Origin of the sequence: Paraburkholderia sediminicola (assembly GCF_046027355.1) — a bacterium.
GTDB classification, from domain to species: domain Bacteria; phylum Pseudomonadota; class Gammaproteobacteria; order Burkholderiales; family Burkholderiaceae; genus Paraburkholderia; species Paraburkholderia sediminicola_B.
Genome location: NZ_JAQQEK010000025.1, coordinates 119,664 through 144,803, shown reverse-complemented (window position 1 = coordinate 144,803; position 25,140 = coordinate 119,664). Strand labels below are relative to the sequence as shown.

Here is a 25,140-nt window from a genome sequence, read left to right as displayed (position 1 = left end):
TTGCGGTCTGTGCCGAAATGAGCCGCATCAGCCCGGTGTTTCTGTTTCCGGGTGCACTCGGAAGTCGCGCTGAAGCGATTGGCAACGCCTTCGCGGAGTCGCTGACGTTAGGTAGCAGTCGACCCACTGCCGCCCCTCAGCGGAATGTCGCCAAGGTCCGCTCCGCGCGGCGAAGCGGACGCTGGGCGTCGGCGCGTCGCTCCGGTCGGCAGTATCTTATCGAATCGAATTGGAGCAGCGTTGCCAATTGATGAAAGAGCGATCGGCAACCTGAAGGTCAGTCGGCACAGCCAATCGAGGTACGCAATGCGGCCTGGCACCCTGAGCAGTCTGCTCCATCGATCGGGTACTTCCGGTGCAATTGGATATTTACTCTCCCCCCTCGCGAACCGGTAGCACGGTCTTGTACTGGACGCGCCGCAAGGTGATCGACGTGCTGACGTCGCGGACACCCTCGATGGTCGCGAGCCGCGTCATCACGAAACGTTCGATTCCCGCCATGTCACTGGCCACCACCCGCACGATGTAATCGAACGCGCCCGTCATCAGATAGCACTCCATCACCTCCTCGCAACCCAGCAGGGCGCGCTCGAAAGCAGCCAGCTTTGCCGCGGATTTTTCAATTGCGACCGATACGTAGGCGGTGACCGGGAATCCCACCTTCTCCTGGTCCAGAAGCGACACATATTTTGTAATGACGCCCGCCTCTTCGAGCAAACGAATGCGCCGGTAGAGCGGCGAAAGCGAAATGCCAAGCGATTCAGCGAGGTCCGCGGCCTTGACATGAGCGTCACGCTGCAGCGCCTCCAAGATATCAACGTCGATCCGGTCCAATTTCATTGGCTCATCATGTCAAATAAACGCAGAAATGTGCCTAATGTTGCCACACAAGGTCAATTCATTGGCTCATTTTGGCACGTACGACCGGCGCAGGCTAGCTAGAATTTTTCACACGACATGTCGTGTCCTGTCGCAGCAGCGCAGCGTTGCCGGGTTCGGTAGTGCGCCGCTCGCACATGCTTCCCGCTTGCTGATGTACGAGGCAAGCGTGGCCGATCTGAAACGAGCAGAGAATGCAATTGAAAGGAGCAAACGTGACTTTTTCTAATGGACGACTGGCTGGCAAAGTGGCGCTCGTGACCGGGGGCTCGCGCGGGATAGGCGCGGCCATCGCAAGACGGCTCGCAAGCGATGGCGCGGCCGTGTCGATAACCTATTCGAACTCAAGTGGCGACGCGGATCGCGTCATCGAGGACATCGAACGCGCCGGGGGGCGGGGCGTGGCAATTCGCGCGGATTGCGCCGACGCGGAAGCGGTAAAAGCCGCGGTCGGATCGACCTCGAAACGCTTCGGGGGACTGGATATTCTCGTGAACAACGCCGCAATGTTCCGCCGCGGCCTGATCGACGACTTCCCACTGGAAGATATCGACCGGATGCTGGCCATCAACGTCAGGAGCCTGCTTGTCGCCATTCAGGAATCGCTCCGCTTCATGGAAAAAGGCGGGAGGATCATCAATATCGGCAGCATCAGCAGCGACTACATGCCGATTCCGGGCGTGTCCGTCTACGCCGCGACGAAAGGTGCGGTAACCAGCATGACGCGTGCGCTGGCAAGAGATCTTGGCAGTCGGGAAATTACCGTCAATAACGTCCAGCCCGGACGGATCGATACGGTGATGAACCCGGCCAACGGTCCGATGGCCGACCAGATCCGGGGCTCAATTGCACTGGGCCGGTACGGATCAGGCGACGATATTGCGGGACTTGTCGCCTGGCTGGCAAGCCCCGATGCGGCGTTCATAACGGGCACAAGTCTGAAGGTCGATGGGGGCACAAGTGCTTGACTGATGGCTTCGGGCCCGAAGCAGGCACCCAGTGTCGGGAGCGCATCACGGAGGCCGACCGTCGATTACATGACGAACCGATGGAATGCTTTGATCGGTTCAATCGTTGTTACGCAGCACTCGTTGCGACGTAGCGAGCCTACCGCACTTAACTCAATACCTCTAAATGATCAAACATGCCATTCATCGAAATTGAAGGAAAGCCGCTGCACTATCAGACTCGCGGCACGGGATTCCCGGTACTGCTGGGGCACAGCTACTTGTGGGATTCGTCAATGTGGGCGCCGCAAATCGACGCGTTGTCTCGCCACTATCAGGTCATCGTTCCGGACCTTTGGGGCCACGGGCAATCCGGGCGGCTCCCGGAGAATACGCATACGCTTGGCGATTTGGCCACACATGCGGACCGCCTTCTGGATGCCCTGGGTATCGGACAATGCGCGATAGTCGGCTTGTCGGTCGGCGGGATGTGGGGGTCCGAACTCGCGTTGCGCGACCCGGGCCGTGTCAAGTGCCTCGTCCTGATGGATACCGACAGGAGCGCCGAACCTGATGCGACGCTCAAGCACTATTCCCAGATGTTCAACGCGATCGAATCGCTTGGCGGCATTCCCGCTCCGATGATCGACGTCATCGTGCCTTTGTTTTTCCGCCGGGGCGCAACGCTGGACGGTGAAGTGCACGCAAGGTTTCGAAAAGCGCTGGCGGGGTTCTCTGCGGACCAGTTGCGACAGTCGGTTGTACCGCTGGGCCGGTTAATTTTCGGGCGGTCCGACGCGCTTGCCAGTCTTGCCGGCCTTGATGCCGCCAGTACGCTGATCATGTGCGGCGAACTCGACATTCCGCGGCCGCCAACCGAAATGGCACGGATGGCTGCGGTGATCGGCTGCCGGCAAATGCTAATACCCGACGCGGGTCACATCTCAAACCTTGAAAATCAGTCCTTCGTCACTGACACATTACTTGCGTGGCTTGGCCAGCATGTGGCGTAGGCTGAATACTACATTCGACGCGCTCGCGTGCTCAATGACTCGGACGCGTTCCGGTGCATCTCGGCCGCGTCAGCTAGGCCGAGATCAGCGTAGACGTTAGATAACGAACGCTTCTGATGCAGTCACAGTCAACCGCAAACGCATCGGCCAAGGTAGGCAGTCGCCTGTAAGAAGCGGCGCGTCACCCGGCAAAGACTGCCGTCATCTGCTCATTGAAGCCATTGACGAAGCCGTGCTTGCCAGGTCCCGGGTTGTTGCGCGGCAGCTTTGCGGCGTCGAACAGAATCTCGACGGCGTCGGTGCCAAGCACCGCGATGGTTTCCTCGATGAACTGATCGATCGGCATCGCTTGTTCGGCTTCGCGGCTGTTCATCGGATCGGTACGCACCCACGGCGGCGCACGCGAACACCTGCGCCCTTCAAAATGAAGCGTTGAGACATGACGTACGAATGGAGCGCTGCCTTGGTCGACGAATATACCGCCGTCGCGGCGAGCGGAACGAAACCGAGCGCTGAGGTGTTATAGACGACGACAGCGTCCTGCTTCGTCTTCAGATGCTCGATGAGGGTCGATGTCATGCGGATCGGGCCCATCAGGTTGGTTGTGATGGTGGACACCATCTGCGTATCGTCGATGCGGCAGTCCGCCGCATCGACCTGCATGAGGCCCGCGTTGTTGATCAGCACGTTGAGATCGGGATCGGCCGTTTCCCGGTTCGCAATGCGCTTACGTGTGACTATTTCAATCGGTTACCGCCAGCCGGCGCCCACCACGCGCTGGCTGCGTTCGCTAGCGTCGAAAGGCGGCTCGTCTGTCATGAACGGACATTTTCAAACCGATCGCGAGGGACGGTTCTTGGCCGATCTGTGCCGGACGGGCAGCGCCCTCCGCTCGCCGAATCGTGCCACCCGGGCGGGTGACACCCGGCTTCCCCGTTGACACAATTATTTCGCGTCCCTGCAACCTTCTTGCGCAAGGCGGAGACGACATTGGACTTCGTCCAGCCTGCGAGTTGACAAATTTATCGGCGCAACGGTGGCAATTTTAATACGGTCTACGGTCACAGAGGCCAACATCCTGACGTTGTCGGATATCACCAATACGTTTGGCTCCTTTGTTGCCGGCGAACTTAGAAAAGCCGCGCGTGTGCAACGCAAGTAGATGCAAAGGTCCAGACTGCTGCGCGGGGCCGTTACCGGCTGTTTGCGTCTTGTGACTCTGTGAGGTGCCGTCGTGGGCCTTCGCAGCTCACCTGTGGTGCATTGCCCGCCTCAGCCTTCGCTCCCATACGCCAGGGTCTCCAGATTCCTGAGGCGAGCGCACCTTCTCGTCGGAGCGGTGCCTGGGTAGTGTCGTCGATCTCCCTCCAGGCGTGTTTGGCGGGATCTTTCGCTGAAAGTAGCCGGCCGTCCGGCACGGACCGGCGATACCCTGACAGCAACTACTGTCTCTGCCATTTTGGTATAAAATAGATGCCAAATGGCAGGAGGTGAAACCGATGAACGTCATCGAGAAGGTATCAGCCGATTCATTGCTGGGAGGGCGTTCGGTATTTCCGCGTTCTCCCCGATCCGGCCTTGAATGGGTGGAGGTCGTCCGCCACGGCATTTCGTCGCGGGCGCTGGACGCGATGCTCAAATCCATCGGACTTTCGCAAGCAGAACTGGCGCAGGCGCTCGATATTCCGGAGCGTACCTTGGCGCGTCGCAAGCGGGAAGGGGTGTTGAGCCGTGAGGAGTCAGCCAAGCTGCTGCGACTCGCGCGTGTCGCCGCGCGCGCTGCCGAGGTGTTTGACGATCTCGACCTGGCACTCGCCTGGCTTAAGATGCCGGTTGCTGCCTTGGAAGACGCCACGCCACTGAGTCTTGTCGATACCGACATCGGCACCGATAGCGTGATGGATACGCTGGGACGCATCGAGCATGGCGTGTTTGCGTGATGTTCACGGCATGGCGAGTGGTGACTGAACGATATGCGGATACCGCTTTTTCTGGAGAAGGAGCGCGATTGTACGGTGGCCGGTGGAACCCCAAAGGCGTCGCGATGGTGTACACGGCGCAGACGCAATCGCTCGCGCTGCTCGAGATGTTGGTCCAGGATTCACCGCTTCGTGCCCGCTATGTGATGATCCCGGCCAGTATCCCGGAGAAAATCGTCGAACGTATCGATCCCGCCAGTTTGCCTCGCGACTGGCGGGATCTCTCGGCGCGGGCCGAGTTACAGCAGATTGGATCGGCGTGGGAGCGGAAGCGAACCAGCGCCGTGCTGGCTGTTCCCAGTGCGGTCGTTCCTGCGGAATCCAATTATTTGCTCAATCCCAATCATCCGGACTTCGCGCTCGTCCTGGTTGGAACGCGTGATGAGTGGTTGACCGACCCTCGGTTATTGCGGCGCGCGGCTGCAAAGGGATCGTGACGAGCATCTCGTGTGGCGGCGGCAAGCGGACGATGGGTGTGATCAACCAACCCGCCGGCCATGCTTCGCTGGATGCCGCCATTCAAGGTGCCTGTGTGTTGTCAAAACCGGTTACAGCATGCGTTGAGGGACGTAGCCAGTCAGGGACCACTGGCGGAACCGGTCCTGCAGGACCTTGAACTGGCTCGTGCGGATCCATTCAGTGGGGGGTTTCGTTACGGTCACGGTCGATGTAACGGTTAAATGCGGCTTCGTCGTCGTAAAGTGACCTCGAAAACGTGTCGTCGGCCCAGTCGATCAGGCGCTCGATCACCGCGCGCCGGGACAGGCCGAAGTGCGCGACCAGCCGCTCCAGCGCGAAAAACTGGGTGCCAGTCATCGTCAGGTGCAGACGCCGCTCGCCAGAATCGGCGTCTTCCTGACGCGGAAGCCGTCCGAGGACCGTCGCCACGTCAGAAGCAGCTCGGGCAGATGGCTTCGCCCGTGACACAGTCTTAAGCTCGCGCCGCGCCTGTACCAGTTCACCACGCAGCTGCTCACACTCCCGCACCAGGGCGTCATGGGCGTCGGCAGGCGGAGGGATATTTTTCGTTACAGTAACGGATTTTGTGCGCGCGCCATGTCGGGCTCGCCACGCTGCCTGGCGCTCGGCGTTCGACATCGCATCCGGCTTCCGTGGTCGGCCACGGCCACGCTTTTCCTTGGTGCCGGTGACCTTGTCGTTTGCCGGTGAAGGCATGATCCATCCTGGTGCGTTTGACCCCATCTATTTTACGTTATTCATAACGATAAATGTGGTATTTCGTTACGCGTAACGTAAATGTGCACAAGCTGCCTTGCACGGCATGTATTCATCCGGGCAGATGGTTGCAGGTGTCGGGTCCCAGCCCGGGTGTCGTTCCCCGGAGAGGATCGCTCACGGCGCAAAGCCGATTGCAACCCGACATGGCATCGCTTTATCTTTTTTCGTTTTGTTACGTGACACACTCGGGGAGGCCGTCAGGGAACAGGGCACCTGAAGATTCGGAAATACTGGGATGGCCCCAGCCTCACGTACATAAACGTCCGAATCTAGAAGGGGCACCTCGATCGGTCGCGACCCCGGCGTGATACAGGAACCGCAGGATTGCGAATCATCAGCGTATCGAGGCTATTCTTCTGTTTCCCAGATGTGGCCAAATCCGGCGGCATGACAGAGTAGCGCCCATGCGGAATAGGGGATTTCATTTTCGCCGCTGATCCAACGACGTATCTGCCGCCCGCTCTTGTCAGCGAGGTCCAGAAATTCCGCTGCGCTACGTCCGGTAAAACCGGCCAGCCGGACTACCTCCTGGATTTCAGCCCCGGTCGGTTTGGCCCAATAGATCGCGGGCTGCAAGCATTCGCGTCGGATTGTCGTGGTTGTATCAACTGCCATATGCTTTTCCCCTGGTACTCTTACGTTCGTCTCAACTACTGGCGCATAAGGCGTGCGCCCGGAATGTAAAGCCACTGCGGCCGGAGCTCGCCTTCCTTCATGTCGAGTGGCCCTTCGTGCCACTCACGCGGCCGCCACGCCCCGCGATGCAGGTCGATAAGATCACGGCTATACGCTCGAGTCGCCAACTGAAAAGTCTAGCTCGATCGGCCGCTGACGTGCAGGGTCCCCATCGATCGCCACCACCAGCGTCATATCGCGATAACCTGGTGCTTCCTGATTCGTCACATAGCGGGCCTGATAGCGTTCGCCATGAACCGGCGCCGGCTCCGGCGCGGGCCGTTTGTCGAGATTCCAGCGCGTGATTATCTGCTGCCAGCGCTGCTCACCGTCAGAAAAATAGCCGTGCACTTCAACAGTCGGGCGGTGGTCGAGTCGCAGCACGGCGAGACATTGGTCGAAGATATCGTCGTCCAGCGCCCGCAGCGCCGTGAGGTCGAAACGGTAGTCGGTGCCGTTGTACAGGCACGCGAGAAATTCGGCGACGGTCTCCGCCTGTTCGGTGTCGCCTTCGGCTACGTCAACGAGCTGCAGGAGCGAATCGAGGCGGCGGTCACGATCGTCAACGCGGATCTCCGCTGCGCGCTGCGCTGGCGTCTGGCCGCCGTGCGCGTTCGCAAAAGACTCCGTGATGGTGTGCTGGGGCGCCACGAGGAGGTGCTCGGGCACGTCGCTCGTAACCCGGTGCGTTTTCGGGCGGGGCTGAATGTTCATGGTGTTACCTTGATGGTCCGGAGTAGGAGGCTTCGGCCTCGTACCCGCGTTCGGTGATCAAAGCGGCGATGCTGAACGACACTGTTGCATCGAGGGCGTCGGCCAATGCAAGCCCGGAAACCATCCCGCCGAAATATTCGCTACTGTACCCAACGCCAGTTCCTTGGCGCCGTTCGCGCCAGGTCACAACCATGTGTGCCTTGAGACGTTTCAGTTCGTCGGCGCGAGCGTAAATCGTTCTCTCTTCCATCTCTGGTCCTGTTGATTGAGTCCGTGTACGGGATCGTACGACAGCGCTGGCCTCGACGGTCCGCAAGCCGATCCAGGATCCAGCCCCCACGGCTTCGCCGCGGAGGAAACACGCAGCCTGCGGCTGCTTGACGACCCCGGCCGTGGTTCGCTTGCGCTGTACCGGATCGTCCCGGCGCTACTGCGCCGCGCCGGCGCTCTCCCCGCGCCTGCTGGCGCGGGTCCCCGTGCGCCTCGATCCGGGCGCGCCGGCGCGCGCGTGACGCATGAGGTTATCCGGGCTCAAGGTTTGGCAGGAAGGGGGTGCCCCTACCGGACGGCTGGGACGCGCATGCCGCTGAGGCAATTTTCGGCCAGGCATCAGCCGGAAGGAACCACCGCAGCCCAAGGTTTCAACGTCATCTCCTGTACGGGTCAACAGCCCCGGCATGAACCGGGGCCGACATGCATCATTCCTGACGCCGCGCGAGTTGCGCCCGCTTGAGTTCGCCCGGAGCGCCGAAGTCGAAGTTATCGACCGTGAAGTTGTAGCCGTAACGCCCGATGCCTTCAAGGTCCGTGAAATCGTTGTTCGACAGCTTCGCCTCAACGATCAGTTGATCGCCCTTCAGAACGTTTCTGGCGATGGCCTCACCGCGCGAACCAAACGCGGTGAACTGGATTCTCACCTGACGCTCTTTCGCTTCGCCGCTGCCTTCGTCGCGACCGGCGTACTCGTTGGAAATCAGGGTGAATCTCGTCACCTTCGAATCACCGTGATTCGCAAGCACTGGGGCGGCGGCAACACGGCCAGTAAAGAAAAGCTTGTTCATGATTGGTACTCCTGACGGTTTGAATGAAACAGAGGGAAACTTTCGTTAAAATCCTGACTCGGGTAGGGCAGGCTGCGGGGCACGGGGCGGCACACGATGAAACTCGGAGAGAGCGTTGCGGGCTATCGCGCGCAACTCTTCCCGGTGCATGTCGATTGGGTGCCCGTCGCGGTCCAGCATGTTGGCAATCCGGTCGAGTGCTTCGGCGGAGCGCGCTGCGGCATCGGCGGACAAGGCCATGCGAAACAGTTCCGCGCGCACCAGGGAACGATCGCCGTACTGATAGACGGCCAGCAGCGGAAGGAGGGCGGTTAGCCACGTTGGGCGGATGTGAGCGGTATCCATGTCGGTTTCCATAGTTGAGGTCATGCCCGGCCCGAAGGCCGGGCGCACCTGTCAGCCCCGCGCAGGCGGCACAGTTCGTCGGCGAGCACCCAGAGGGCGCGGTTGAGCCTGATGTTCTGGTCAATGCCGGTCACGGCGCGGGTTGTGGTTGGCCGCCCATTCGCATTACGACCGCGCAGGCCGCCGTTGATCATGTTTTCCTGCACGCGATTGAATGTCGTCCACAGGTCCGGTCCGCGATCCTCCATGCGATGCGGTGTTAACAGTTGCTGCTCAGTGATGGGCGCGGGCTTCTCGTCGTCGTACCGCAGCGCAAGCGCGGCCCGCGCGAAAGCGGTCTGTTCGCCGTTGGTCAATGCCAGACCGGCCATCCCCTCGCGCTGATGGGTCGCTGCCTCAAAGCTGTCGAGCACCTTGAACGCTCCCTCGATCACCTGGCCGACCACATCGCCCTTATGAGGCACGCGGATATCACCAATGGTGTCTCCGCAGACCATACCGTTCTGGCACACAAACCGGAACATCCCGGCGAGCATCTGGTAGCTGCTGCTGCCATCATGGCTGTTCAGAAGGATGATTTCGTTGGCTTCGCGGCCCGTGATCTGGTCGGCGTGGCGCAGGCGGACCATATGTTTCGTGTGTGCGCGCTTGTCGTCGGCGCGTACGCGGGTCTGACAGGCCATGAAGGGCTGAAAACCTTCCTTGCGCAGGCCGTCCAGTACGTCGCTGGTCGGAATGTAGGTGTACCGCTCCGAGCGACTTTCGTGCGCGGACAGCGCGAAGATCGACGGGGCAACCTCAGCAATCTCGTCATTCGTCAGCGGGCGATCCGAACGCGTGCCAACTGCGGTGCGTCCGAAGCGGCTTGTCAGGTAAGTGGTGTCCATGCTGTTCCCCAATATCAGGATCAGCCCCAGCCCACAGGCCGGAGCCGTGAGTGGTCAATGCGTCAGTCGATGGCGCGCAGAATGTTGGCGGCCTCTACGTGCTGCGCCGCGTAGGCCCGCAGCGCGTGGTAGTGGTCAACGATCCTGTCATCGCCGCACTTTTCCGCCAGATGGCACAGGGCAAACAGCGTGACGACGATGCCGAACGCGTCAGCGCCCATCGTGTCGCTGTAGCCGTTCATGTGCCACCGCACATGCACCCGTCCGCAGTTCGCTGGAGCCATATAGAAACCGCTGGTCGACAACTGGAAGAAGTCCCACGAACCGCCCTTGTAGGCACTCGAAAGGCGGGCAGCCCAGTCGTACACCAATGCCTCGCCCCGAAGGTATTGCGCGCCCAGGTAGTGAGGAAGGAAATTCAGACGCAACTCATCGACAACGACTGCCGACGAGATTCTGGTTTCATTGTCAATCACGGTTATCTCCGGAAATGGGCCGCAGCGGAATGCCGGGCCACGCTTTTATATTAGGTCGTATTGACCGTTATATCAAGATTTTAACGATCCCGTTTTTCAATCATAAAGATAAATAAATTTAAAATATAAATCGAATAATTGCGTGTGATAAGGGCAATTAGACCTATCATATCCATGTGGCCCGGCATTCCGCTGCGGCCCATTTCCGGAGGCATCCATAATGGAAGTCGTTGAAATCCGTGTAACTGAATCCGTTCTCGAAGCTAACTTCGGCAACGAAGCGCAGATCGAATACGTCCCGTACGGACGGCTGTGCCACTCACCGCTGAATATCCGCAAAAAGGCACCCACCGGCATCGAGGCGCTGGCCGGAACAATTGCCGGGAAAGGACTGATACAGAATCTCGTCGTGCATGAGATGAAAGGCCGCGCGAAGGTGCCGAAGCTCGGCGTGTGCGCCGGACAACGGCGGCTCGCTGCGCTGGACCTGCTGTTTTCGCAGGGGCACATTACTAAGGATTACCAGGTGCCGGTGCTGATCGTAAGTGATGGCGAGGCGGTGGCTGCGTCGCTGATCGAGAACCGGGAACGGGAAGCCATGTCGATCGCAGATGAAAGCGTCGCGTTCCGCCTGCTCACGGAGGAGGGCAAAAGTGTGGCCCACGTCGCGGCGCTGTTCAAAGTGTCCGAAATGGTGGTGCGCCGTTCACTGAAAATTGCGAACCTCGCTCCGGCGCTGCTTGACCTGCTGCGCGACGACAAGCTGGATTATGAGCAGGCGAAGGTGCTTGCACTGGCCGACGATCACGCGACGCAGGAACGCGTGTGGAACGATGCCCCAAATGCCTGGCAACGCCGACCATCCGAACTGCGCCTAGCGCTGACGAAAGCGGAACTCGACGCCAGCGAGAATCCGCTCGCGAAGTTTGTCGGGCTGGACGCTTACGAGTCGGCAGGCGGCTACGTGCGTCGCGATCTGTTCTCCGACGACCACAACGCCGGATACATCGCGGACGCGGACCTGCTGCATCGGCTTGCGACTGACCGCCTGATCGAGCTATCCCAGGCCGTAGCCGCTGAAGGCTGGTGTTTCGTGGAGACGCGGACCCGCTGTGACCAGGCCGAACTGTTCCAGTACGACCGGATCGCATCGACCACACGAAAGCCGACCAAAGCGGAAAAGGCCGAGCTTGCGAAGCTTGTTGCCACGCGCGACGAGGCGAAGGCCGCGCTCGATGCGTATTACGCCGATCAGGACAGCGAGGAAGACGAGGCGCTTTGGGAAAAGCTGGACAACGCGCTCAACGATGCTTCGGCTGCTGTTGACGCCGATGTCGAGCGCTTTGAAACGTTCACCGCCGACGACATGAAGCAGGCCGGTGCGTTCGTCGCCATTGATGAGGACGGGAAGGTGCAGATCACGCGTGGCCTGCGCTGCCGGGAAATCAACGACGCAGACGCGGGCAGTATCGCGCAGCTTGCGCAAGCGCAGCGAAATCGCGACCTGCCCGCGAAGGCGAAGCCTCTGCACGGCGAAAAGCTGTGCAAACGGCTGACCGCGCACCGCACGGCTGCGGTACAGATCGAGCTTGCGCAACAGCCGACCGTTGCGCTGGCCGTGCTGATGTACCGGATGATCCCCACCGTGTTCGATAACGTGTACGGAGAGTCATACATCGATCATGCGGTGCGGATCGACGTGCATACGTCGCGCGATGCGCTGGTGTCGAACGCCGACGACATGGCCAACAGCGCCGCATGGAAGGCGCTTGAAGGCGAGCGGGCGAAGTGGAGCCGGATGCTGCCGAAGCGCACCGATGAACTGCTCGCGTGGCTGCTGCAACAGGAGGTGGACGTGATGTCGAACCTGTTTGCATTCTGCGTGGCCGCGACGGTAGACAGCATCAGTCCCGTTGACCGGGCGCACCTGGTCAACGAAGTGGCGAACACACTGGAACTGGACCTCACGCGCTACTGGAAGCCAACGCGCGCAGGGTACTTCGAGCACGTCTCGAAAGATCGTATCGTGACCGTTGTCGGCGAGACGGTTTCGCCGCAGGCCGCAGGCGAACTGCGCGGGATGAAAAAGGGGGACGCCGCCGCTGCCGCCGAACTTCGCATGACGGACTCGGGCTGGTTTCCGGAAGTGCTGCGCAACCGTGAGGTGCCGAAACATGTCACGTACGGCCATTGGGAGGATGAAGAGGAAAGCGATGCCGACAGCACGCAGGATGAGTGCAACGACGGGGATGCGGAGGAAACCGAAGCCGCCTGAGCCGTGATGCACTTCGCGTAAGTGCAGGTTGTCACATGTCGCCGTCCGGGTGAAAGCCCGGGCGGCTTTTAGCGCCCCGCATGCGGTGTGGGCAAAAAAAGGAGCCGAGGCCGGTAACGGCCTGGCTCCGCAAACACACGCCGTGCGGATCGGACAACCGGCTAGCCTCATTAACGGCGCGGCAGCAAAACCCTGAATACCGCCCCATATCTGCAAGGCCTTTGCTGCCCCTCGCGACCCTCAGGCGGATTGGCGCGCGCCTGCGCGCCCGTATCGAGGGCCACGGGGACCCATGCAGGATGCATGGGGAGCGGCCCGACCCGGCGCAGCGCGACGGGGCGATGCGGTTCAGGGTTTCGTGTGCTGAGGATATTTCTTCTTGAGCGCGTCAATATCGGCATTGCTCACGCGAGGTTCACCGTACTGTTCGGCGTAGAGGCGGTTCAACTGCATGCTTGAGAGGTGGGGATTGTCAGACTGCAATTGTTCGAAGGTTTTGATGCGTGTCTGGGCCGGTGGTGGTGCATCGGTCGTGGGAGGCGCAGGCTTGTGCGCTTCGAGAGGGGCTGTTGCCCGGGAGGCTGTCACGGGGGCAGGGGCGCTGGGGCGGGCTGCCGCAGCGCCGGATTTGCGTCCGGGACCGGACGGAGAGGCGGTCTTTCGAAGCCTGTAGAGGGTTCCGTGAAACGTCCGAAGGGAGATGTCGAGTCCCTGTTCGCGCAAGGCATTCAGGATATCAACGGCCGGAACGCGAGCGGCAAGCGCCGCCTCGATGTCCGGAAGGAGGGCCTTGAGACGGGAAGCCTTGCTGCGTTTCGGGCTTGTGCTGGCAAGGCGGCGCAGCGCGGAAGCAAGCTGTTCGTGATCCATTGGGAAAATGGCGAATAAATGTAGTATGGGCGTAGTATGAATGACGACAGCATGTAGGGGCAAGGTTGTATTGGGTAGTACTCCCATGCAATGCGTGATGTATTGATGTAGTAGCGTCGCAGAATATGCGTAGGAAATAATGTGTGGCGAAAGCGGGGCGAGGCACGTCGAATATGTTTACGTAACGCTACGCGTTCCGTAAAATATTTCGTGCCAAAGGGGCGGGCCCCTTTGAAACCCCCGACGCGATCTACTGCCGCGTCAGCCTGGTCGGTAGCTCTGCCACCGACACTAAGCACTGCCTGGTATGCGTAATGAATACGGAGGTGCAGTGATGATTCCGAGTAGCGAATGGGTGATTCAGCTTGTGGTGGGGCCGCGTGCCGACGAGCGCGGCAGCGAGCCGCGTTATCTGCCGTGGGCAGGTTATACATGGCCGATGACGGGTGACCAGGCGATGCGCGCGCTGCGCGAGTGCGAGTTGCGGTGGCCAGAATTCGAGTTTCGCGCGCATCCGATCGATGACGACGGCAGGCCGTTCGTGATGGTCGGCGCTGAGATCGGCCGCGGTCGCTCGACGGGGCTCTGGTGATGCCAAAGCAAAAAAGCAATGGCGGGGCAGGACTGGGCAAGCCGATCGCGTTCCGTCTATCGGATGCGGATCGCGCGGCGTACCTTGCCAAGGTGGCGCGAAGCGGGATGACGCAATCGGAGTTTTTCCGGCAGGCGGTGCTGACCAACCGTACGCAGGTGATTGCGCGTCCGGTGGCGAGCGGCGACCGCAAGCGGTTGCTGTACATCTTCAACAAGACCAGCAACAACCTGAACCAGATCGCGCATCGGGCGAACTCGGAGCACGTTCGCGGGAAGCTCTCGGAGGCGACTTATGAGCAACTGCTCACGCAAATGCAGCTGATCGGGCAGTACCTCAAGGCAACCCTGAACAAGGTCGACTGATAGCGATGGGAATGGATCAAAAGCAGGCCGCCATCATCGCGGTCGTCGAGCTGGAGGCGAAGCTGCACTTCGATTGCAACCATGACGATGCGCCTACGCTAACGCAGACGGACTGCGACGGCGCCCGGGCGTCGGTCTTTGCGGGTAGCCATCTGCTGCGGTCGATCGTGCACAGCACGCTGCTTTCCCGCATCGAAAGTGCGGAGCGCTGGCTCGCCGGGCGCGGGGCGCAGGGGTAGGACGATGCTCATACGCGTGCGCGGCTATCACGACGGGATCAAGGCATACCTGGAGAAGGGCCAGAAGCAGGGGCGCGAGATGGAGCGCGACGAGATGGACGAGCGCGTGATCCTGGCCGGGGATCTCGATCTGACGAACGACATCATCCAGTCGATCGACACGGACGCTGAACGCTACCTGCATGTCACGCTGTCATTCAAGGAGGATGAGGTCGACCGTGAACTGCTGGGTGAGATCGTGCGCGAATTCGAGGCGTTTGCGTTTGCCGCGTACCGTCGGGACGAATACAACTTCTACGCCGAAGCGCATGTGCCGCGTATCAAGAGCTATGCGGACCGCAAGACGGGCGAGGCTGTCGAGCGCAAGGTTCACGTGCATGTTGTGATCCCGGAAATGAATCTGGTAACGGGCCGACGGCTTGATCCGTTCGGGAAGGTTGACCATAACGAGCGGTATCTGGAGGCCTTTCAGGAGCACATCAACGCGAAGTACGGGCTAGCGAGTCCGAAAGACAACCGGCGTGTGCAGTTCACGGACGCGTCCGAGATGATCAGCCGGTACAAGGGCGATGTGTTCGAGGGCGCTAACCGCGAGCTGAAGGCCTCGATTCTTGAGGCAATGATGACGCGTGATGTGACCCGGTATGACGACTTCAGGGCCTTGATCACGGAGTACGGCGAGACGCGCACACGCAATGCCGGCAGGGAGTCGGAGTACGAGAACGTCAAACCGGCCGGTGCCGCGAAGGGTGTGAACCTGAAGGAGTTCGTGTTTTCGCGCGAGTTCATCGAGCTCGATGCTGCGGCCAAGCGTGAGGCGCTCAAATCGAATGTGCATGGGCAGTACGTCGAGCCAGGCGTATCGCGCGATACGCCGCGGATCTATCTCGATTCGCTCGAGACGTGGCACGACACGCGCGCGCGCGCGATCAAGTATCTGAACAGCGGCAGCAGTTTTTACAAGACGTATCAGGCAGCGTCGCTGGCGGAGCAGCGGCGCATTCTCGATCACCGCGACCAGCGGTTCTATGACGCAACAGGAGGGCTTAATGAACGCACACGAGAGCGAACACAACAGCGCCACGATCGATCCGGACACTGGCGAGATTGGCAGCGGATGGGAGCCGCCGGAGCAGGAGGGCGGGCGCGAGAGCGCGGCGCCGGGCGGGAACCGGAAAGGACAGGGCAGTCGCAGCAATGGTGGAACGAGCTCGAACGCGCGCACCGCGAAATCACGGGGCGATGGCGAGCCGGAGCGGATCACGACTTTGACGCTCGCTTCGATCGATCCGGCGCGCCGTCCCAATCCGCCCACCGTGTGCATGGCATGCCCGGCAGCAGTGTGGATGGCAACGCCGCGCGACATCAAGTGCTTCTGCCGGCTGATGCATTACTGGAGCTGGGAAACCAGCAAGCCGAACGAATTGACGCATTGCGATGGACTGGCGATCGCGAGCGAGCGGGAAGAGAACAGCTAGACATTTCGGTGCCGCGGTCGCGATGGCGCGAAGGTGCCGACGGCGGCTTCGATGTGGGCCGCAATTACGGCGAGTTCGCGGATCGGGGGCAATGGTCGGGCGAACCCGATGCCATTGACAGTTCCGCCGGCGAGCCTGAATGGAAAGCGATCGTAGAGCGCATGTTTGTTGCGTGGGACCAGGCGGACGAGGCAGGGCGGACGCGTCTAGCGCGTACCGGTGCCGGGAAGTTCATGCGGGCCGGAGGACAGTTCGGCTCACGCGAGCCTTTTGGTCTGAGCGGCCGCCGCCTGCCTGCAGGGTTTGGACCGCGTGACGAAATCCGCAGCCTTGCGGATGTGCAATCGTTCGATGCGATCGAATCGCTGCCGTTCGAGATCCGGCCAACTGATACGCCGCTGCCGACGGACGCGGCGTCGGTCGATTTCAATGCAGGTGCGCGCGCGTCGACCGGCCGGGCCGCCGATACCGTTCGTGACCAGTTTGCGCGTGACCTGTCCGAGGCTCGCGCGGCGCGACGTGCCCGGGAGCGGGATGAGTTCACCGAGATTCGTGCGACGCTCGACGCGGGCCGGTTGCTGGCCGTGCTCGCGCATACGCACGGACTGTTCGTCGAAAAGTATTCGATCGGCAAAGGCGCGGACGGCGGTGACAGAGTCCAGGCCGGCTCGCGCAATCTGAATGTGTCTGACTTCCTCACCAAAGAGATGAACCTGTCATGGGAGCAGGCAGCGCAGCTGCTGCGCGAGACCTATCGTGCACAGACAGGACGTGATCCGGAGCATGCACCGAGGCGTACGCCTGAACGGGACCTATGGGGCGAGTTCCAGCAATGGCGATCGGCATTCCGGAACGAGTTACGTCGCGCGTGGGATGCGCAGGCCGATCATGAGAGTGAGCGGCGAAAGGCGGTCAAATCTGAGTTCTACAGTGCCCGCAGCGCGCTCATTGAACGCCCGCGCATGGACCTGTCAGGCGTGCAGCGCCGCGAGCAGCTGTCCGCAGCACGTGTTGCGCGCCTTGAGGCAGAGGCCGCGCTGCGTGTGAAGATCGCGAAAGAGCGGGATGCACTGAAGGGCGCCGCAAGCCGGCCGTTGACCGAGCAGTATCGTGACTTCCTGCAGGAGCGCGCTCAGAAAGGCGACAAAAGGGCGCTGCGTGAGTTACGCCGGATGCAGCAGATCCGCCTGCGGACGAAACGGGCAGACGACGAACGCGCGGTCATTTTCAGTACGCCGTCGCGTGCTGTGGAGCGACCGGCAGCGCTCGATCGCAACGAGATCATCTACGCCGGCCCGTCGATCACGTACGAGGTGCGGGCCAGTGGCGAGGTCGACTACCGAAAGGACGGCGTGGCGTTCCTCGTCGACGAGGGGCGCACGCTACGGCTGTGGGATAGCGAACGCGAGGCGATCGAGATTGCGCTGCGCTTCGCGCAGCAGAAGTTCGGCAGCACGCTGTCACTGTCCGGACCTGGTGACTTCCAGGCGGCCGCGGCGCGTGTGGCGGCCGACACACGCATGCGCATCGTGTTTGAGCAGCCGGAGCTGGAGAGTATCCGACAGGTCCGTGCAGCAGAGCTCGATGCCGAGGCGCTGGAGCGTCGGGCGGCGCAGCGTGAGCGCGAGACATGGGAACGCGACGAGTTGCGCGATGCCGTGCGCCATCCGCCACCCACTCCGGAAGATCCGTCCAATCCAGACCAGGATGCGGCATCGCCTGCTGATCCCGATGCGCTCGGCAATGGACCAGGTACTGACCGATGAATTATCAAACTGAGAGAAGAAAATGAACCAGCTTGCACACATCGACCGCGACGACCTGGTTGCGGTCGTGCCCGGCGTAATCTTCAGCGGCACGCCGTCGCAGATCGTGAATCTGCCAACCTACATCAAGGGCGGCGTCGACGCGATCGCTGTTTTTGTCGCCTACCTGTATGCGCTGACGCGCTGGTCAGTGCCCTGGTTTGCACCGGTCGTCGCGTTGCTCGCGATCGCGGTGGGCGCCGTCGTCGCGTATCTGCGTACGGGTACACCGAAACCAACATCGACACTGCCCGCATCATCTGCAGGCAGGGCATTCTCAGCCGGCAGGTGCAGAGCCTCGAACTCTTCCGTATCCAGGATGTGACGTCGTTGCATCCCTGGTGGCAACGACCTTTCGGTATTGGCACGGTGCTCGTGCTGACCAGCGACTCGAACAATCCGCAGGGGCGTCTTCCCGGCATGCGCGGCGCCGAGCAGCTGAGAGGCGAACTGAATCGTGCCGCGATCGCGTTGCGCGACGCGAAGGGCATTCGCGAAGTCAACATGGGTCGCCTGTAAGGGTTTGTCACGTTGCTGAGGTGGTCGGGTAAAATCGGGAGATGAATAATTCCAGATCGCTCTATCACGGTCATCGCTTTCCTGCAGTGGTGATCAGTTGTGCCGTTCGCTGGTACTTCCGGTTTCAGTTGAGCTTGCGTGACATTGAAGAGTTGCTGTTGGAGCGCGGCATAGTGGTGAGTTATGAAACCGTGCGCCGCTGGTGCGATAAATTTGGTGTCGAGTTCGCTCATCGCGTGAAGGCTGCCCGGCGCAAAGGGCAGTACCTGGCATCTCGATGAGTTGTTCGTGATGCTGCGCGGTGAACCTTTGTACTGTGGCGAGCGGTCGACGAGCACGGCGCCGAACTCGATATCCTGCTGCAGAAGCGGCGCGACACGACCGCAGCCGTGCGATTCTTCAAACGCGTGCTTCGCTCGTGCCCGGTGCCGCGCAAGATCGTCACCGACCAGCTACGCAGTTATCCGGCCGCGAAGTCCAGGATTCCCGAGCTGGCAAACATCAAACACGTGTTCGTCAAGGCTGCAGCCCGCGTGAACAACAGGGCCGAAAATAGCCATCAACCAACGCGTGAACGTGAGCGGCGCTTGCGCGGATTTCGCGACCCCAGGCGCACGCGGGCGTTTCTCTCGAGCTTCGGACCGCTCCGGCAGCACTTCGCGCTAAAGTGACACCCATTAGCTGTGCGATTCACAGACATCATTTCACTTTCTTGAACGCCGTTTTCTTTGCGCGCTTGAGTTCGTGGCTCCGTTAGGAGACGCGAGTTCAAGCGCGCGCCGATGATGTTCGGCAAGGATCTTGTCGACTCGCCATTCGCGATGCCGGATTCTCTCTTTCAACCCGTCGTAGGCGGTTTCCACCTGCTCCGCGAGAGGTGTGATTTCGCTCACTTCTGCGATGCGGTCGACGGGAGTCTTGCCGCCGAGTGAGCCGTGTGGGCGGCGCCAGTTGTAGTCGAACTGCCACTCCTCAATTCGTCGGTCAATCTCGTCTTCGGTCGGGACATGGTGGAACCAGAATTCGTTCAGGTCAGTAAGTTGTGAACGTTCGACCTTGCCATTGAGGTGTGGCGAGCGTGGCGGGATCGGTCGGAATTTGATGCACTCGCTCATCAGACGCCGCTGCACTGATTCGGCGAAGAACTCGCCGCCCCTGTCGGTCTGGATACGCTGGATCGGAAACGGCATCTCTTCGATGACGCGATCAAGAAAAAGCAGCGTATTGCGGGCATTTCTGCGAGGGTACACAGCCAGTACGCGGAAGCGCGAGCAGTCGTCGATGGCCGTGTACTGATAGACGCCTCGCGCGATCTTCATTGTGTCCATCTGGACCCGATCTCCCGGAACCGGGCGACTATAGCGTGTGGGATGTGCCGGCCGCCTGGAGCGCACTAGTGGCTTCACAGACGCCTCGGTCAGAACCTTGTGAATGGTCCCGAGGGACAGCTCTCTTTGTTCGTGAAGCCGCAACTCGTTCTGGATCCGCCGTGCGCCCTTATGCTCGGCGCGCAGCCGCAGAATCGTCGCCCGATCAGCTTCGGAGACCTTCCGGTTTGGACTGTTGAGAGGGCGGCGACTTTGAGAGCGAAGACCTTCTTCTCCAGCATCCCGGTAGCGTTGTAACCATTTGCGAAGTGTCGGCCTTGAGATGCCACAACGTGCGCATACGAGGCCGGCGTTGCCGGTCTCCTGATACATCAACACCCAACGTAATCGAGTCGCAATTTCGCGGTCCATCGCCTCATTTTAGTTGAAACGATCTGTGTGAATCACACACATTAGCCGGCCGGAGTCAAGGGTAAAAGAAGTACGCCGCGAACAGTTGCGTCAATTCACAGCGAGTACAGCGCGCCATCTTCACCGCTGCAAATACTAACCGCGACCGTTTTCTCACTCGTTGGTTGCGAACCGAATCGCACCAGACACCCGTCGGCATCAAGCTATCGCAATGCACCGCGACCGCCCTGGCGGCTATTGCCGCTCCAGAGAAACTACAAGGGCTTCCCCTTTGAGCACAAGCTCAATCGAAGCTCGCACGTTGATACATTCCGCAATGCCGCGTCGGTCCGTGTGAGAAGGTGAAGGACTGCTGTACTACAACCGGTCATGTTGGGCCTCTGGCCCGGACCCTGATGAAAGACGCGCGCAAGAACCTCATTCGTTGGGCGGGATAGGAATCCCCGTTTCTCTGGCAGGTATGCCTTGCGCGGGTCCAACCCGTTTCACATCACCGCTGGCAGTGCAAAGTGATCGTTTATCCGCTCCTGGTTGCTGTAGTGCTTTGAACTGCTAATCCATCCGGTAATAGTGCTTGGTCACGCAGTCGCCGGTTCGTGTTTGAAGGCTTCGCCGTACTTGAGCGTCGCCCAGGCCATGCGCGCATTCTTCGCGGCGATGGCGACAGCTGTGCGCCAGTAACCGCGACGCTCGACGAGATTTCTCACCCAGCGGCTAAAACGGTCCTGCTTGTCGCCAAGACTTGCCATCACAGAGCGAGCTCCGAGTACCAGCAGAATGCGTAGGTAAGCGTCTCCCGTCTTCGTGATAGTGGCCAGCCGTTCTTTACCGCCGCTGCTGTACTGGCTTGGCGTGAGGCCTATCCACGCGGCTACCTGACGACCGTTTCTGAAGTCGTGCCCGGCGCCGATGCTCGCAAGCAATACGCTTGCGGTAGTCGGACCGATACCTCGCAGCTTCATGAGCCGCTTGCTGCGCTCGTCGGTGCGTGCAATTTCGCCGATTGCACGGTCGTATTCGGCCAGCCGATCTTCGATGTTGCCGACATGCTCAAGCGAATCGCTGATGCAGCGTCGGACCCAGCCCGGCAATGCGTCCGGATGGGTCGCGATCTCTCTTTGCAAACGCTCCGGGCTCTGCGGCAGCACGACGCCGAATTCGGAGAGCAGGCCGCGCATCCGGTTATAGACCGCCGTCCGCTCTTCAACGAACCCCTGCCGGGTCCGATGAAGGCAAAGTGTCGCCTGCTGGTGTTCGTCTTTCAGCGGTACAAAACGCATACTCGGACGGGTTACCGCCTCGCAGATGGCGGCCGCGTCTGCCGCACCTTGCCAATCATCGTCATCGGGATCATCCCCAAACACCCTGCCTGACAAACTAGCAGGATAGGTCGATTGCGCGGCTCAATTTTCAGTCGGCGCGATCTCTACGAGGGGGGTGCGGCTAAAATCTTGGACTCGTTTATGCTGCCATTCCTAGACTCTCCCGGTATTCGAGCGGGCTGAGAGAGCCGAGCGAGACTTTGATCCGCTTTGCGTTATACCAGCGGATGTAAGAGTCAATTGCCTCAATGAATTGCTCAACGGTCGTGTCCCGCCAGTCCCGGGAATAAAACAACTCGATCTTTAGCCGCCCGAAGAAGCCTTCGCAAGCCGCGTTATCGGGTGAGCATCCTTGCGTGACATCGAGCGAATCAGCTTGGCATCGCGCATCCGTGAGAGCCATCCTGGCCAGCGATAGTGCGCACCACGATCGGAGTGGACCACGGGCCGACTCGTATTATTGCCGACCGTTTCAATGGCTGCATCCAACATGGTATTCACAAGGTCGGCGTCTGGCCGCGTGCCGATTGTCCAACTGACAACAAGTCCATCGAAACAATCGATTAGGGGTGACAGATACACCTTACCAGACGGGATCTGGAACTCGGTGATGTCGGTAAGCCATTTTTCATTCGGGGCTGCCGCCCGGAAGTCGCGATCAAGAAGGTTCTCGGGAGCAGGGCTTATTTCTCCCAGATAAGAGCCATAGCGACGCCGTTTGGCAGTGGCAGCGACCAGGCCTTCCAGCCTCATCAAACGTCGCACGACTTTCTCCGATATGGAGACCTCATCCCTGCCCAGTGCCGCGCGTATCCGACGATAACCATAGCAACCATAATTGAGCTCGAAGATGTCTGTGATGACACGACGCACGCCAGCGTATTTGTCAGCGACTAGCAGTCGTGTGCGGTGGTAAAAGTAGGAACTACGGGCAAGCCCCAATACCGCGAACAGTTCTGGCAGGGCGTAGGATCGTCTCAGGGCATCAACCAGTATCGTCTTCTCCCGATTGCTCAGGAGTTGCGGGTCGACGCCCAGGCCTTTTTTTTGAGTTCATTTGCCTTCTTCAGGATGTCGTGTTCGAGTTGCAACTGCCGAATGTCGCGTCGAAGCGAATCGACCTGCCGCTCCAGTTCTGCCCGCTCAGGAGGCGGTGCTGGATTCTTGGGGCGTTTCATGGATGCCGGAACCTCACGACCGAGTAGCTTGTTCTTCCAGTTGTATAGCGTCGGCCTGCTCACGCCTATCTTTATGGCAACCATGCTCGCACTTTCGTCTCTGGTGCACAGTTCGATGACTGCCGCCTGCTTCACCTCGCCGGGTTTCGGAACGCCCCGAGCTTTGCCGACAATGCGCTTCACGGTTCCCGGGCACAGTTCTTCAACCCACGCTACAAGCGTTCCTCGCCCCGGGTATCCCAAAGCCCTCAAGGTTTCAGCAGCACAACAATCATGGTTTAGATAGTGATCGACAGCCGCCTTCTTCTGTTCGAGTGAATACTTCGGCCTCGAACGTATATAGCCGCTCCGCACATCATGACATTGTTCGTATTCGCGATGCCAGGACTTAAGCGAGTTCTTTGTCGGATACCCCAGCCGTCGAATGGTCGCCGCTAACCGATTTCCCAGCTTGATATAAAGCCGAACCGCTCGAACGCGGTCTTCGTACGAGTACATGAACTACCTCCAGGTAGTCCAAGTTTTCGTCCGCACCCCCAGCAACGCAGTTAGGAATTGATACACCTCGTTGTAGGGTTGCTCCTTTTGGGCGGCCCGTGATCAGCTACGAGGAGTACATGGAAATCGAGATTCTGCGTCGCCAGGGAAACAGTCTCCGGAACATTGCGGTCGAGACCGGCATGGCAGTCAACACCGTCAGGAAGTATCTGGAATCGGGTCCGCCGCAGCGTAAGGCCCGTCAGCCAGTCGTCGGCAAGCTTGCGCCGTTCAAGGCCTATCTGCAGGGCCGCGTCGAAGCAGCGAAGCCCGATTGGATTCCGGCGACGGTGCTCAAGCGGGAGATTGAGGAGCGCGGCTACACGGGCGGCTTGCGCCGTGTGCAGGAGTATCTGCAGAAGCTTCGACCCGTTGCACGCCCCTACCCGGTAGTCAGATTCGAGACAGAGCCGGGACATCAGATGCAGATGGACTGGATTGAGTTTCGTAAGCCGGGGCACAAACTCGGCATGCTCGCGGCGTTCGTTGCGACGTTGGGCTACAGCCGCGTCAGCTACGCGGAGTTTGTCACCGACATGCGTATCGAAACGCTGCTGGCTTGCCATGTGCGGGCATTCGAGGCATCTGGTGGCATCACCAGAGAGATCGTGTATGACAACATGAAAACGGTGATCCTGAAACGCGATGCCTATGGAAAGAAGCAGCACCGATATCATCCGGGGTTCGCTGACTTCGCAAACACCATCGATTCGTGCCTCGCGTGTGCAAGCCATACCGCGCGAAGACGAAGGGCAAGGTCGAGCGTATGAACTCAATGTCCAGTCGCGGAAACTGCGCGAGGAGCGCTACGCGATATCGTTCGTCATGTTCGGTATTTCCCGCGCGCAGTAGCAACTACCTTTCGGGTAACGAAATGGCCCATTTTCGACGGTCACTGCTGACCCGCGGCTTGATCAAAATTCGAAACGGCCAGCCTATCCATTGCCCAGTGCGCGCAATGCATCTGGGTCGAGAACGCGGATACGGCGACCCTCCTTGGCAATGAGCCCTCGAAGTTCTAGAGACGAAAGCACCCGTGAAACTGTCTCTCGACTCACCTTCGCCATCGCAGCGATTGTCGCGTGACTTGGCGGTTCAGCCGGCGCTGCATCCAAATCAGCAGCCAAATCCAGTTCGTCAACGATCACCGCAGCTACACGCGCAGCGGCGCGCGGGAATTCACGCCTGCTGTGGCAATTGACGAGGCGTCCAACTAAAGACGCGAGAAGGCCGTTCAGCGCGACTGACACTAGAGGCTCGCAAAGTACTTGGCGCGCGAGCGTCCGGCCTATCATTGCTACCGTGCTCTCGCGATTGGCTATCACATTGACGTTACTTGGTCGGTTAGAAATGATTGGAACCGCTCCCGTGGATCCACCAGCGGAAACAGTGCGGATGGGTGCTTCGTCGCCTTTCGCCGATAGCCTCGACACTCTCAGCTGCCCCGATAGAATGAGCAACAGCGGTGATTCGACCTCCCCTTGAAACGTCACATAGGCACCGCTTTTGAAGTCCACCACCCGCGCAGCGTTCGCAAGAAGCTCAATTGTTTTTCCGTCCGATGTAGCGAACAGCGTCTGTTGTGCCAGACTGGCCTTCAGTTCTATTATTTTATTCATTTTCTTTTGGTAACTGCCGAAAGTTACCGAATTTCAGGAGTTTGACACCGGGCACGTGTCATCCTCGTTCTCACACTTGATCTTCCCCGGCACCCACGGCTGGTCGATCGACTCGTCACACGCCTGCGCCGTTCGCAGTTTCGCGGTAAAAGATGATAAAAAATAGACACAGATCGATACGGAGAAACCGGATCAGCCACAGGCCGATTGACACTTCCAATTTGCGTCGATTCTCTGGCAGTGAAGGCGCAACTGCGCTCCATTTCGGCCATACTCATATAAAGCCGGGTTTTGGCGACAAGTCAACTGCGCTTGCCCGTGGCCAGCGGATTCGCATTAGAGGACCACTTGGCTTGCGATCGTTCCGTTGTTGGGTGGCTCAACGGC

General features: G+C 60.0%; 26 protein-coding genes and 5 pseudogenes. 14 read left to right on the top strand and 17 right to left on the bottom strand.

What is annotated here, in order from left to right; translation table 11 throughout:
* Positions 1-251, top strand: a pseudogene (locus PQR42_RS33285) (hypothetical protein); the annotation flags it as partial.
* A 118-nt stretch (positions 252-369) separates the two neighbouring features.
* Here the strand turns inward: PQR42_RS33285 and PQR42_RS33280 are convergent.
* Positions 370-840, bottom strand: a complete 471-nt coding sequence (locus tag PQR42_RS33280) for an Lrp/AsnC family transcriptional regulator (RefSeq protein ID WP_408494723.1) — start codon at positions 838-840, stop codon at positions 370-372.
* A 233-nt stretch (positions 841-1,073) separates the two neighbouring features.
* Between PQR42_RS33280 and PQR42_RS33275 the strand changes: the two genes are divergently transcribed.
* Entirely contained in the window at positions 1,074-1,847 is a 774-nt protein-coding gene (locus PQR42_RS33275; RefSeq protein WP_408494721.1) for a 3-oxoacyl-ACP reductase family protein, read from the top strand.
* 176 nt (positions 1,848-2,023) lie between these two features.
* Positions 2,024-2,839, top strand: coding sequence for an alpha/beta fold hydrolase (locus PQR42_RS33270; RefSeq protein ID WP_408494719.1), 816 nt, complete (start codon positions 2,024-2,026; stop codon positions 2,837-2,839).
* 181 nt (positions 2,840-3,020) lie between these two features.
* Here PQR42_RS33270 and PQR42_RS33265 read toward each other — a convergent pair whose 3' ends face one another.
* The gene (locus tag PQR42_RS33265) at positions 3,021-3,212 is read right to left on the bottom strand and encodes a hypothetical protein (protein ID WP_408392876.1); all 192 of its coding nucleotides are present in this window, start codon (positions 3,210-3,212) and stop codon (positions 3,021-3,023) included.
* Positions 3,209-3,526: an SDR family NAD(P)-dependent oxidoreductase gene (locus PQR42_RS33260; RefSeq protein WP_408494717.1), complete on the bottom strand. Its 318-nt coding sequence runs from the start codon at positions 3,524-3,526 to the stop codon at positions 3,209-3,211. The genes PQR42_RS33265 and PQR42_RS33260 overlap by 4 nt, the downstream gene beginning before the upstream one ends.
* 812 nt (positions 3,527-4,338) lie before the next feature.
* Between PQR42_RS33260 and PQR42_RS33255 the strand changes: the two genes are divergently transcribed.
* Positions 4,339-4,779, top strand: a complete 441-nt coding sequence (locus tag PQR42_RS33255) for an Xre family toxin-antitoxin system antitoxin (protein ID WP_007731380.1) — start codon at positions 4,339-4,341, stop codon at positions 4,777-4,779.
* Positions 4,779-5,255 carry an RES family NAD+ phosphorylase gene (locus PQR42_RS33250; RefSeq protein WP_408392887.1) on the top strand — a complete coding sequence of 159 codons (477 nt, stop codon included), beginning with the start codon at positions 4,779-4,781 and terminating at the stop codon, positions 5,253-5,255. Before PQR42_RS33255 ends, PQR42_RS33250 begins: the two co-directional genes overlap by 1 nt.
* A 199-nt stretch (positions 5,256-5,454) precedes the next feature.
* Here the strand turns inward: PQR42_RS33250 and PQR42_RS33245 are convergent, their stop codons facing one another.
* The 9 genes from PQR42_RS33245 to PQR42_RS33210 form a co-directional block, all read right to left on the bottom strand.
* Positions 5,455-5,994: a hypothetical protein gene (locus PQR42_RS33245; protein ID WP_408494715.1), complete on the bottom strand. Its 540-nt coding sequence runs from the start codon at positions 5,992-5,994 to the stop codon at positions 5,455-5,457.
* Between the two features lie 411 nt (positions 5,995-6,405).
* Positions 6,406-6,672: a hypothetical protein gene (locus tag PQR42_RS33240; protein ID WP_007731376.1), complete on the bottom strand. Its 267-nt coding sequence runs from the start codon at positions 6,670-6,672 to the stop codon at positions 6,406-6,408.
* Positions 6,673-6,707: 35 nt separating this feature from the next.
* Entirely contained in the window at positions 6,708-6,860 is a 153-nt protein-coding gene (locus tag PQR42_RS45800; RefSeq protein ID WP_459252330.1) for a hypothetical protein, read from the bottom strand.
* Positions 6,841-7,446: a DUF7673 family protein gene (locus PQR42_RS33235; protein WP_408494713.1), complete on the bottom strand. Its 606-nt coding sequence runs from the start codon at positions 7,444-7,446 to the stop codon at positions 6,841-6,843. The genes PQR42_RS45800 and PQR42_RS33235 overlap by 20 nt, the downstream gene beginning before the upstream one ends.
* A 4-nt stretch (positions 7,447-7,450) precedes the next feature.
* Entirely contained in the window at positions 7,451-7,696 is a 246-nt protein-coding gene (locus PQR42_RS33230) for a hypothetical protein (RefSeq protein ID WP_408392868.1), read from the bottom strand.
* Between the two features lie 448 nt (positions 7,697-8,144).
* The gene (locus PQR42_RS33225) at positions 8,145-8,507 is read right to left on the bottom strand and encodes a single-stranded DNA-binding protein (RefSeq protein ID WP_408494711.1); all 363 of its coding nucleotides are present in this window, start codon (positions 8,505-8,507) and stop codon (positions 8,145-8,147) included.
* Between the two features lie 45 nt (positions 8,508-8,552).
* A complete protein-coding gene (locus tag PQR42_RS33220; RefSeq protein ID WP_097397482.1) occupies positions 8,553-8,852 on the bottom strand; it encodes a hypothetical protein in 300 nt (99 codons plus the stop codon).
* A 20-nt stretch (positions 8,853-8,872) separates the two neighbouring features.
* On the bottom strand, positions 8,873-9,739 hold the full coding sequence (locus PQR42_RS33215; protein WP_408494709.1) for a DUF932 domain-containing protein: 867 nt from the start codon (positions 9,737-9,739) through the stop codon (positions 8,873-8,875).
* 62 nt (positions 9,740-9,801) lie between these two features.
* Positions 9,802-10,215: an antirestriction protein gene (locus tag PQR42_RS33210; protein WP_408494707.1), complete on the bottom strand. Its 414-nt coding sequence runs from the start codon at positions 10,213-10,215 to the stop codon at positions 9,802-9,804.
* 220 nt (positions 10,216-10,435) lie between these two features.
* Here PQR42_RS33210 and PQR42_RS33205 point away from each other — a divergent pair, with 220 nt between their 5' ends.
* Positions 10,436-12,490: a ParB/RepB/Spo0J family partition protein gene (locus PQR42_RS33205; RefSeq protein WP_408494705.1), complete on the top strand. Its 2,055-nt coding sequence runs from the start codon at positions 10,436-10,438 to the stop codon at positions 12,488-12,490.
* Between the two features lie 348 nt (positions 12,491-12,838).
* On the opposite strand, the gene PQR42_RS33200 is transcribed toward PQR42_RS33205, so the two are convergent.
* The gene (locus tag PQR42_RS33200) at positions 12,839-13,360 is read right to left on the bottom strand and encodes a hypothetical protein (protein WP_408494703.1); all 522 of its coding nucleotides are present in this window, start codon (positions 13,358-13,360) and stop codon (positions 12,839-12,841) included.
* 334 nt (positions 13,361-13,694) lie between these two features.
* Between PQR42_RS33200 and PQR42_RS33195 the strand changes: the two genes are divergently transcribed.
* The 7 genes and pseudogenes from PQR42_RS33195 to PQR42_RS33165 all read left to right on the top strand — a co-directional run bounded on the left by PQR42_RS33195 (position 13,695) and on the right by PQR42_RS33165 (position 19,029).
* A complete protein-coding gene (locus PQR42_RS33195) occupies positions 13,695-13,952 on the top strand; it encodes a hypothetical protein (protein WP_408494735.1) in 258 nt (85 codons plus the stop codon).
* Entirely contained in the window at positions 13,952-14,317 is a 366-nt protein-coding gene (locus PQR42_RS33190) for a plasmid mobilization protein (RefSeq protein ID WP_408494701.1), read from the top strand. The genes PQR42_RS33195 and PQR42_RS33190 overlap by 1 nt, the downstream gene beginning before the upstream one ends.
* A gap of 11 nt (positions 14,318-14,328) precedes the next feature.
* A complete protein-coding gene (locus PQR42_RS33185) occupies positions 14,329-14,556 on the top strand; it encodes a hypothetical protein (protein WP_408494700.1) in 228 nt (75 codons plus the stop codon).
* Between the two features lie 4 nt (positions 14,557-14,560).
* Positions 14,561-17,800 (top strand): LPD7 domain-containing protein, encoded by a 3,240-nt coding sequence (locus PQR42_RS33180; RefSeq protein WP_408494698.1) that lies wholly within the window; start codon positions 14,561-14,563, stop codon positions 17,798-17,800.
* Between the two features lie 22 nt (positions 17,801-17,822).
* Positions 17,823-18,164, top strand: a complete 342-nt coding sequence (locus PQR42_RS33175) for a hypothetical protein (protein WP_408494696.1) — start codon at positions 17,823-17,825, stop codon at positions 18,162-18,164.
* Positions 18,080-18,358: a PH domain-containing protein gene (locus PQR42_RS33170; protein ID WP_494478188.1), complete on the top strand. Its 279-nt coding sequence runs from the start codon at positions 18,080-18,082 to the stop codon at positions 18,356-18,358. The genes PQR42_RS33175 and PQR42_RS33170 overlap by 85 nt, the downstream gene beginning before the upstream one ends.
* Positions 18,359-18,399: 41 nt before the next feature.
* A pseudogene (locus PQR42_RS33165) lies at positions 18,400-19,029 on the top strand (IS6 family transposase).
* Positions 19,030-19,062: 33 nt separating this feature from the next.
* Here PQR42_RS33165 and PQR42_RS33160 read toward each other — a convergent pair.
* From PQR42_RS33160 to PQR42_RS33150, 3 genes and pseudogenes are all read right to left on the bottom strand, one after another.
* Positions 19,063-20,097 (bottom strand): IS481 family transposase, encoded by a 1,035-nt coding sequence (locus PQR42_RS33160; protein WP_408494692.1) that lies wholly within the window; start codon positions 20,095-20,097, stop codon positions 19,063-19,065.
* A 578-nt stretch (positions 20,098-20,675) separates the two neighbouring features.
* Positions 20,676-21,422: pseudogene (locus tag PQR42_RS33155) on the bottom strand (IS110 family RNA-guided transposase); the annotation flags it as partial.
* Between the two features lie 136 nt (positions 21,423-21,558).
* Positions 21,559-23,095 (bottom strand): annotated as a pseudogene (locus tag PQR42_RS33150) (IS3 family transposase).
* 98 nt (positions 23,096-23,193) lie between these two features.
* Between PQR42_RS33150 and istA the strand changes: the two are divergent.
* Positions 23,194-23,906 (top strand): annotated as a pseudogene (istA, locus tag PQR42_RS33145) (IS21 family transposase); the annotation flags it as partial.
* A gap of 163 nt (positions 23,907-24,069) precedes the next feature.
* On the opposite strand, the gene PQR42_RS33140 reads toward istA, so the two are convergent.
* Complete coding sequence (locus PQR42_RS33140) at positions 24,070-24,753, bottom strand: Crp/Fnr family transcriptional regulator (RefSeq protein ID WP_408494690.1); 684 nt, start codon at positions 24,751-24,753, stop codon at positions 24,070-24,072.
* Positions 24,754-25,140 lie beyond the last annotated feature (387 nt).

Coding starts and splice junctions, on each gene's coding strand:
- PQR42_RS33275 (WP_408494721.1), top strand. CDS start 1,074: ATGCAATTGAAAGGAGCAAACGTGACTTTTTCTAATGGACGACTGGCT.
- PQR42_RS33265 (WP_408392876.1), bottom strand. CDS start 3,212: ATGAACAGCCGCGAAGCCGAACAAGCGATGCCGATCGATCAGTTCATC.
- PQR42_RS33175 (WP_408494696.1), top strand. CDS start 17,823: ATGAACCAGCTTGCACACATCGACCGCGACGACCTGGTTGCGGTCGTG.
- PQR42_RS33240 (WP_007731376.1), bottom strand. CDS start 6,672: ATGGCAGTTGATACAACCACGACAATCCGACGCGAATGCTTGCAGCCC.
- PQR42_RS33280 (WP_408494723.1), bottom strand. CDS start 840: ATGAAATTGGACCGGATCGACGTTGATATCTTGGAGGCGCTGCAGCGT.
- PQR42_RS33215 (WP_408494709.1), bottom strand. CDS start 9,739: ATGGACACCACTTACCTGACAAGCCGCTTCGGACGCACCGCAGTTGGC.
- PQR42_RS33140 (WP_408494690.1), bottom strand. CDS start 24,753: ATGAATAAAATAATAGAACTGAAGGCCAGTCTGGCACAACAGACGCTG.
- PQR42_RS33200 (WP_408494703.1), bottom strand. CDS start 13,360: ATGGATCACGAACAGCTTGCTTCCGCGCTGCGCCGCCTTGCCAGCACA.
- PQR42_RS33180 (WP_408494698.1), top strand. CDS start 14,561: ATGCTCATACGCGTGCGCGGCTATCACGACGGGATCAAGGCATACCTG.
- PQR42_RS33185 (WP_408494700.1), top strand. CDS start 14,329: ATGGATCAAAAGCAGGCCGCCATCATCGCGGTCGTCGAGCTGGAGGCG.
- PQR42_RS33205 (WP_408494705.1), top strand. CDS start 10,436: ATGGAAGTCGTTGAAATCCGTGTAACTGAATCCGTTCTCGAAGCTAAC.
- PQR42_RS33255 (WP_007731380.1), top strand. CDS start 4,339: ATGAACGTCATCGAGAAGGTATCAGCCGATTCATTGCTGGGAGGGCGT.
- PQR42_RS33225 (WP_408494711.1), bottom strand. CDS start 8,507: ATGAACAAGCTTTTCTTTACTGGCCGTGTTGCCGCCGCCCCAGTGCTT.
- PQR42_RS33245 (WP_408494715.1), bottom strand. CDS start 5,994: ATGCCTTCACCGGCAAACGACAAGGTCACCGGCACCAAGGAAAAGCGT.
- PQR42_RS33235 (WP_408494713.1), bottom strand. CDS start 7,446: ATGAACATTCAGCCCCGCCCGAAAACGCACCGGGTTACGAGCGACGTG.
- PQR42_RS33160 (WP_408494692.1), bottom strand. CDS start 20,097: ATGGACCGCGAAATTGCGACTCGATTACGTTGGGTGTTGATGTATCAG.
- PQR42_RS33250 (WP_408392887.1), top strand. CDS start 4,779: ATGTTCACGGCATGGCGAGTGGTGACTGAACGATATGCGGATACCGCT.
- PQR42_RS33230 (WP_408392868.1), bottom strand. CDS start 7,696: ATGGAAGAGAGAACGATTTACGCTCGCGCCGACGAACTGAAACGTCTC.
- PQR42_RS33190 (WP_408494701.1), top strand. CDS start 13,952: ATGCCAAAGCAAAAAAGCAATGGCGGGGCAGGACTGGGCAAGCCGATC.
- PQR42_RS33195 (WP_408494735.1), top strand. CDS start 13,695: ATGATTCCGAGTAGCGAATGGGTGATTCAGCTTGTGGTGGGGCCGCGT.
- PQR42_RS33220 (WP_097397482.1), bottom strand. CDS start 8,852: ATGGATACCGCTCACATCCGCCCAACGTGGCTAACCGCCCTCCTTCCG.
- PQR42_RS33270 (WP_408494719.1), top strand. CDS start 2,024: ATGCCATTCATCGAAATTGAAGGAAAGCCGCTGCACTATCAGACTCGC.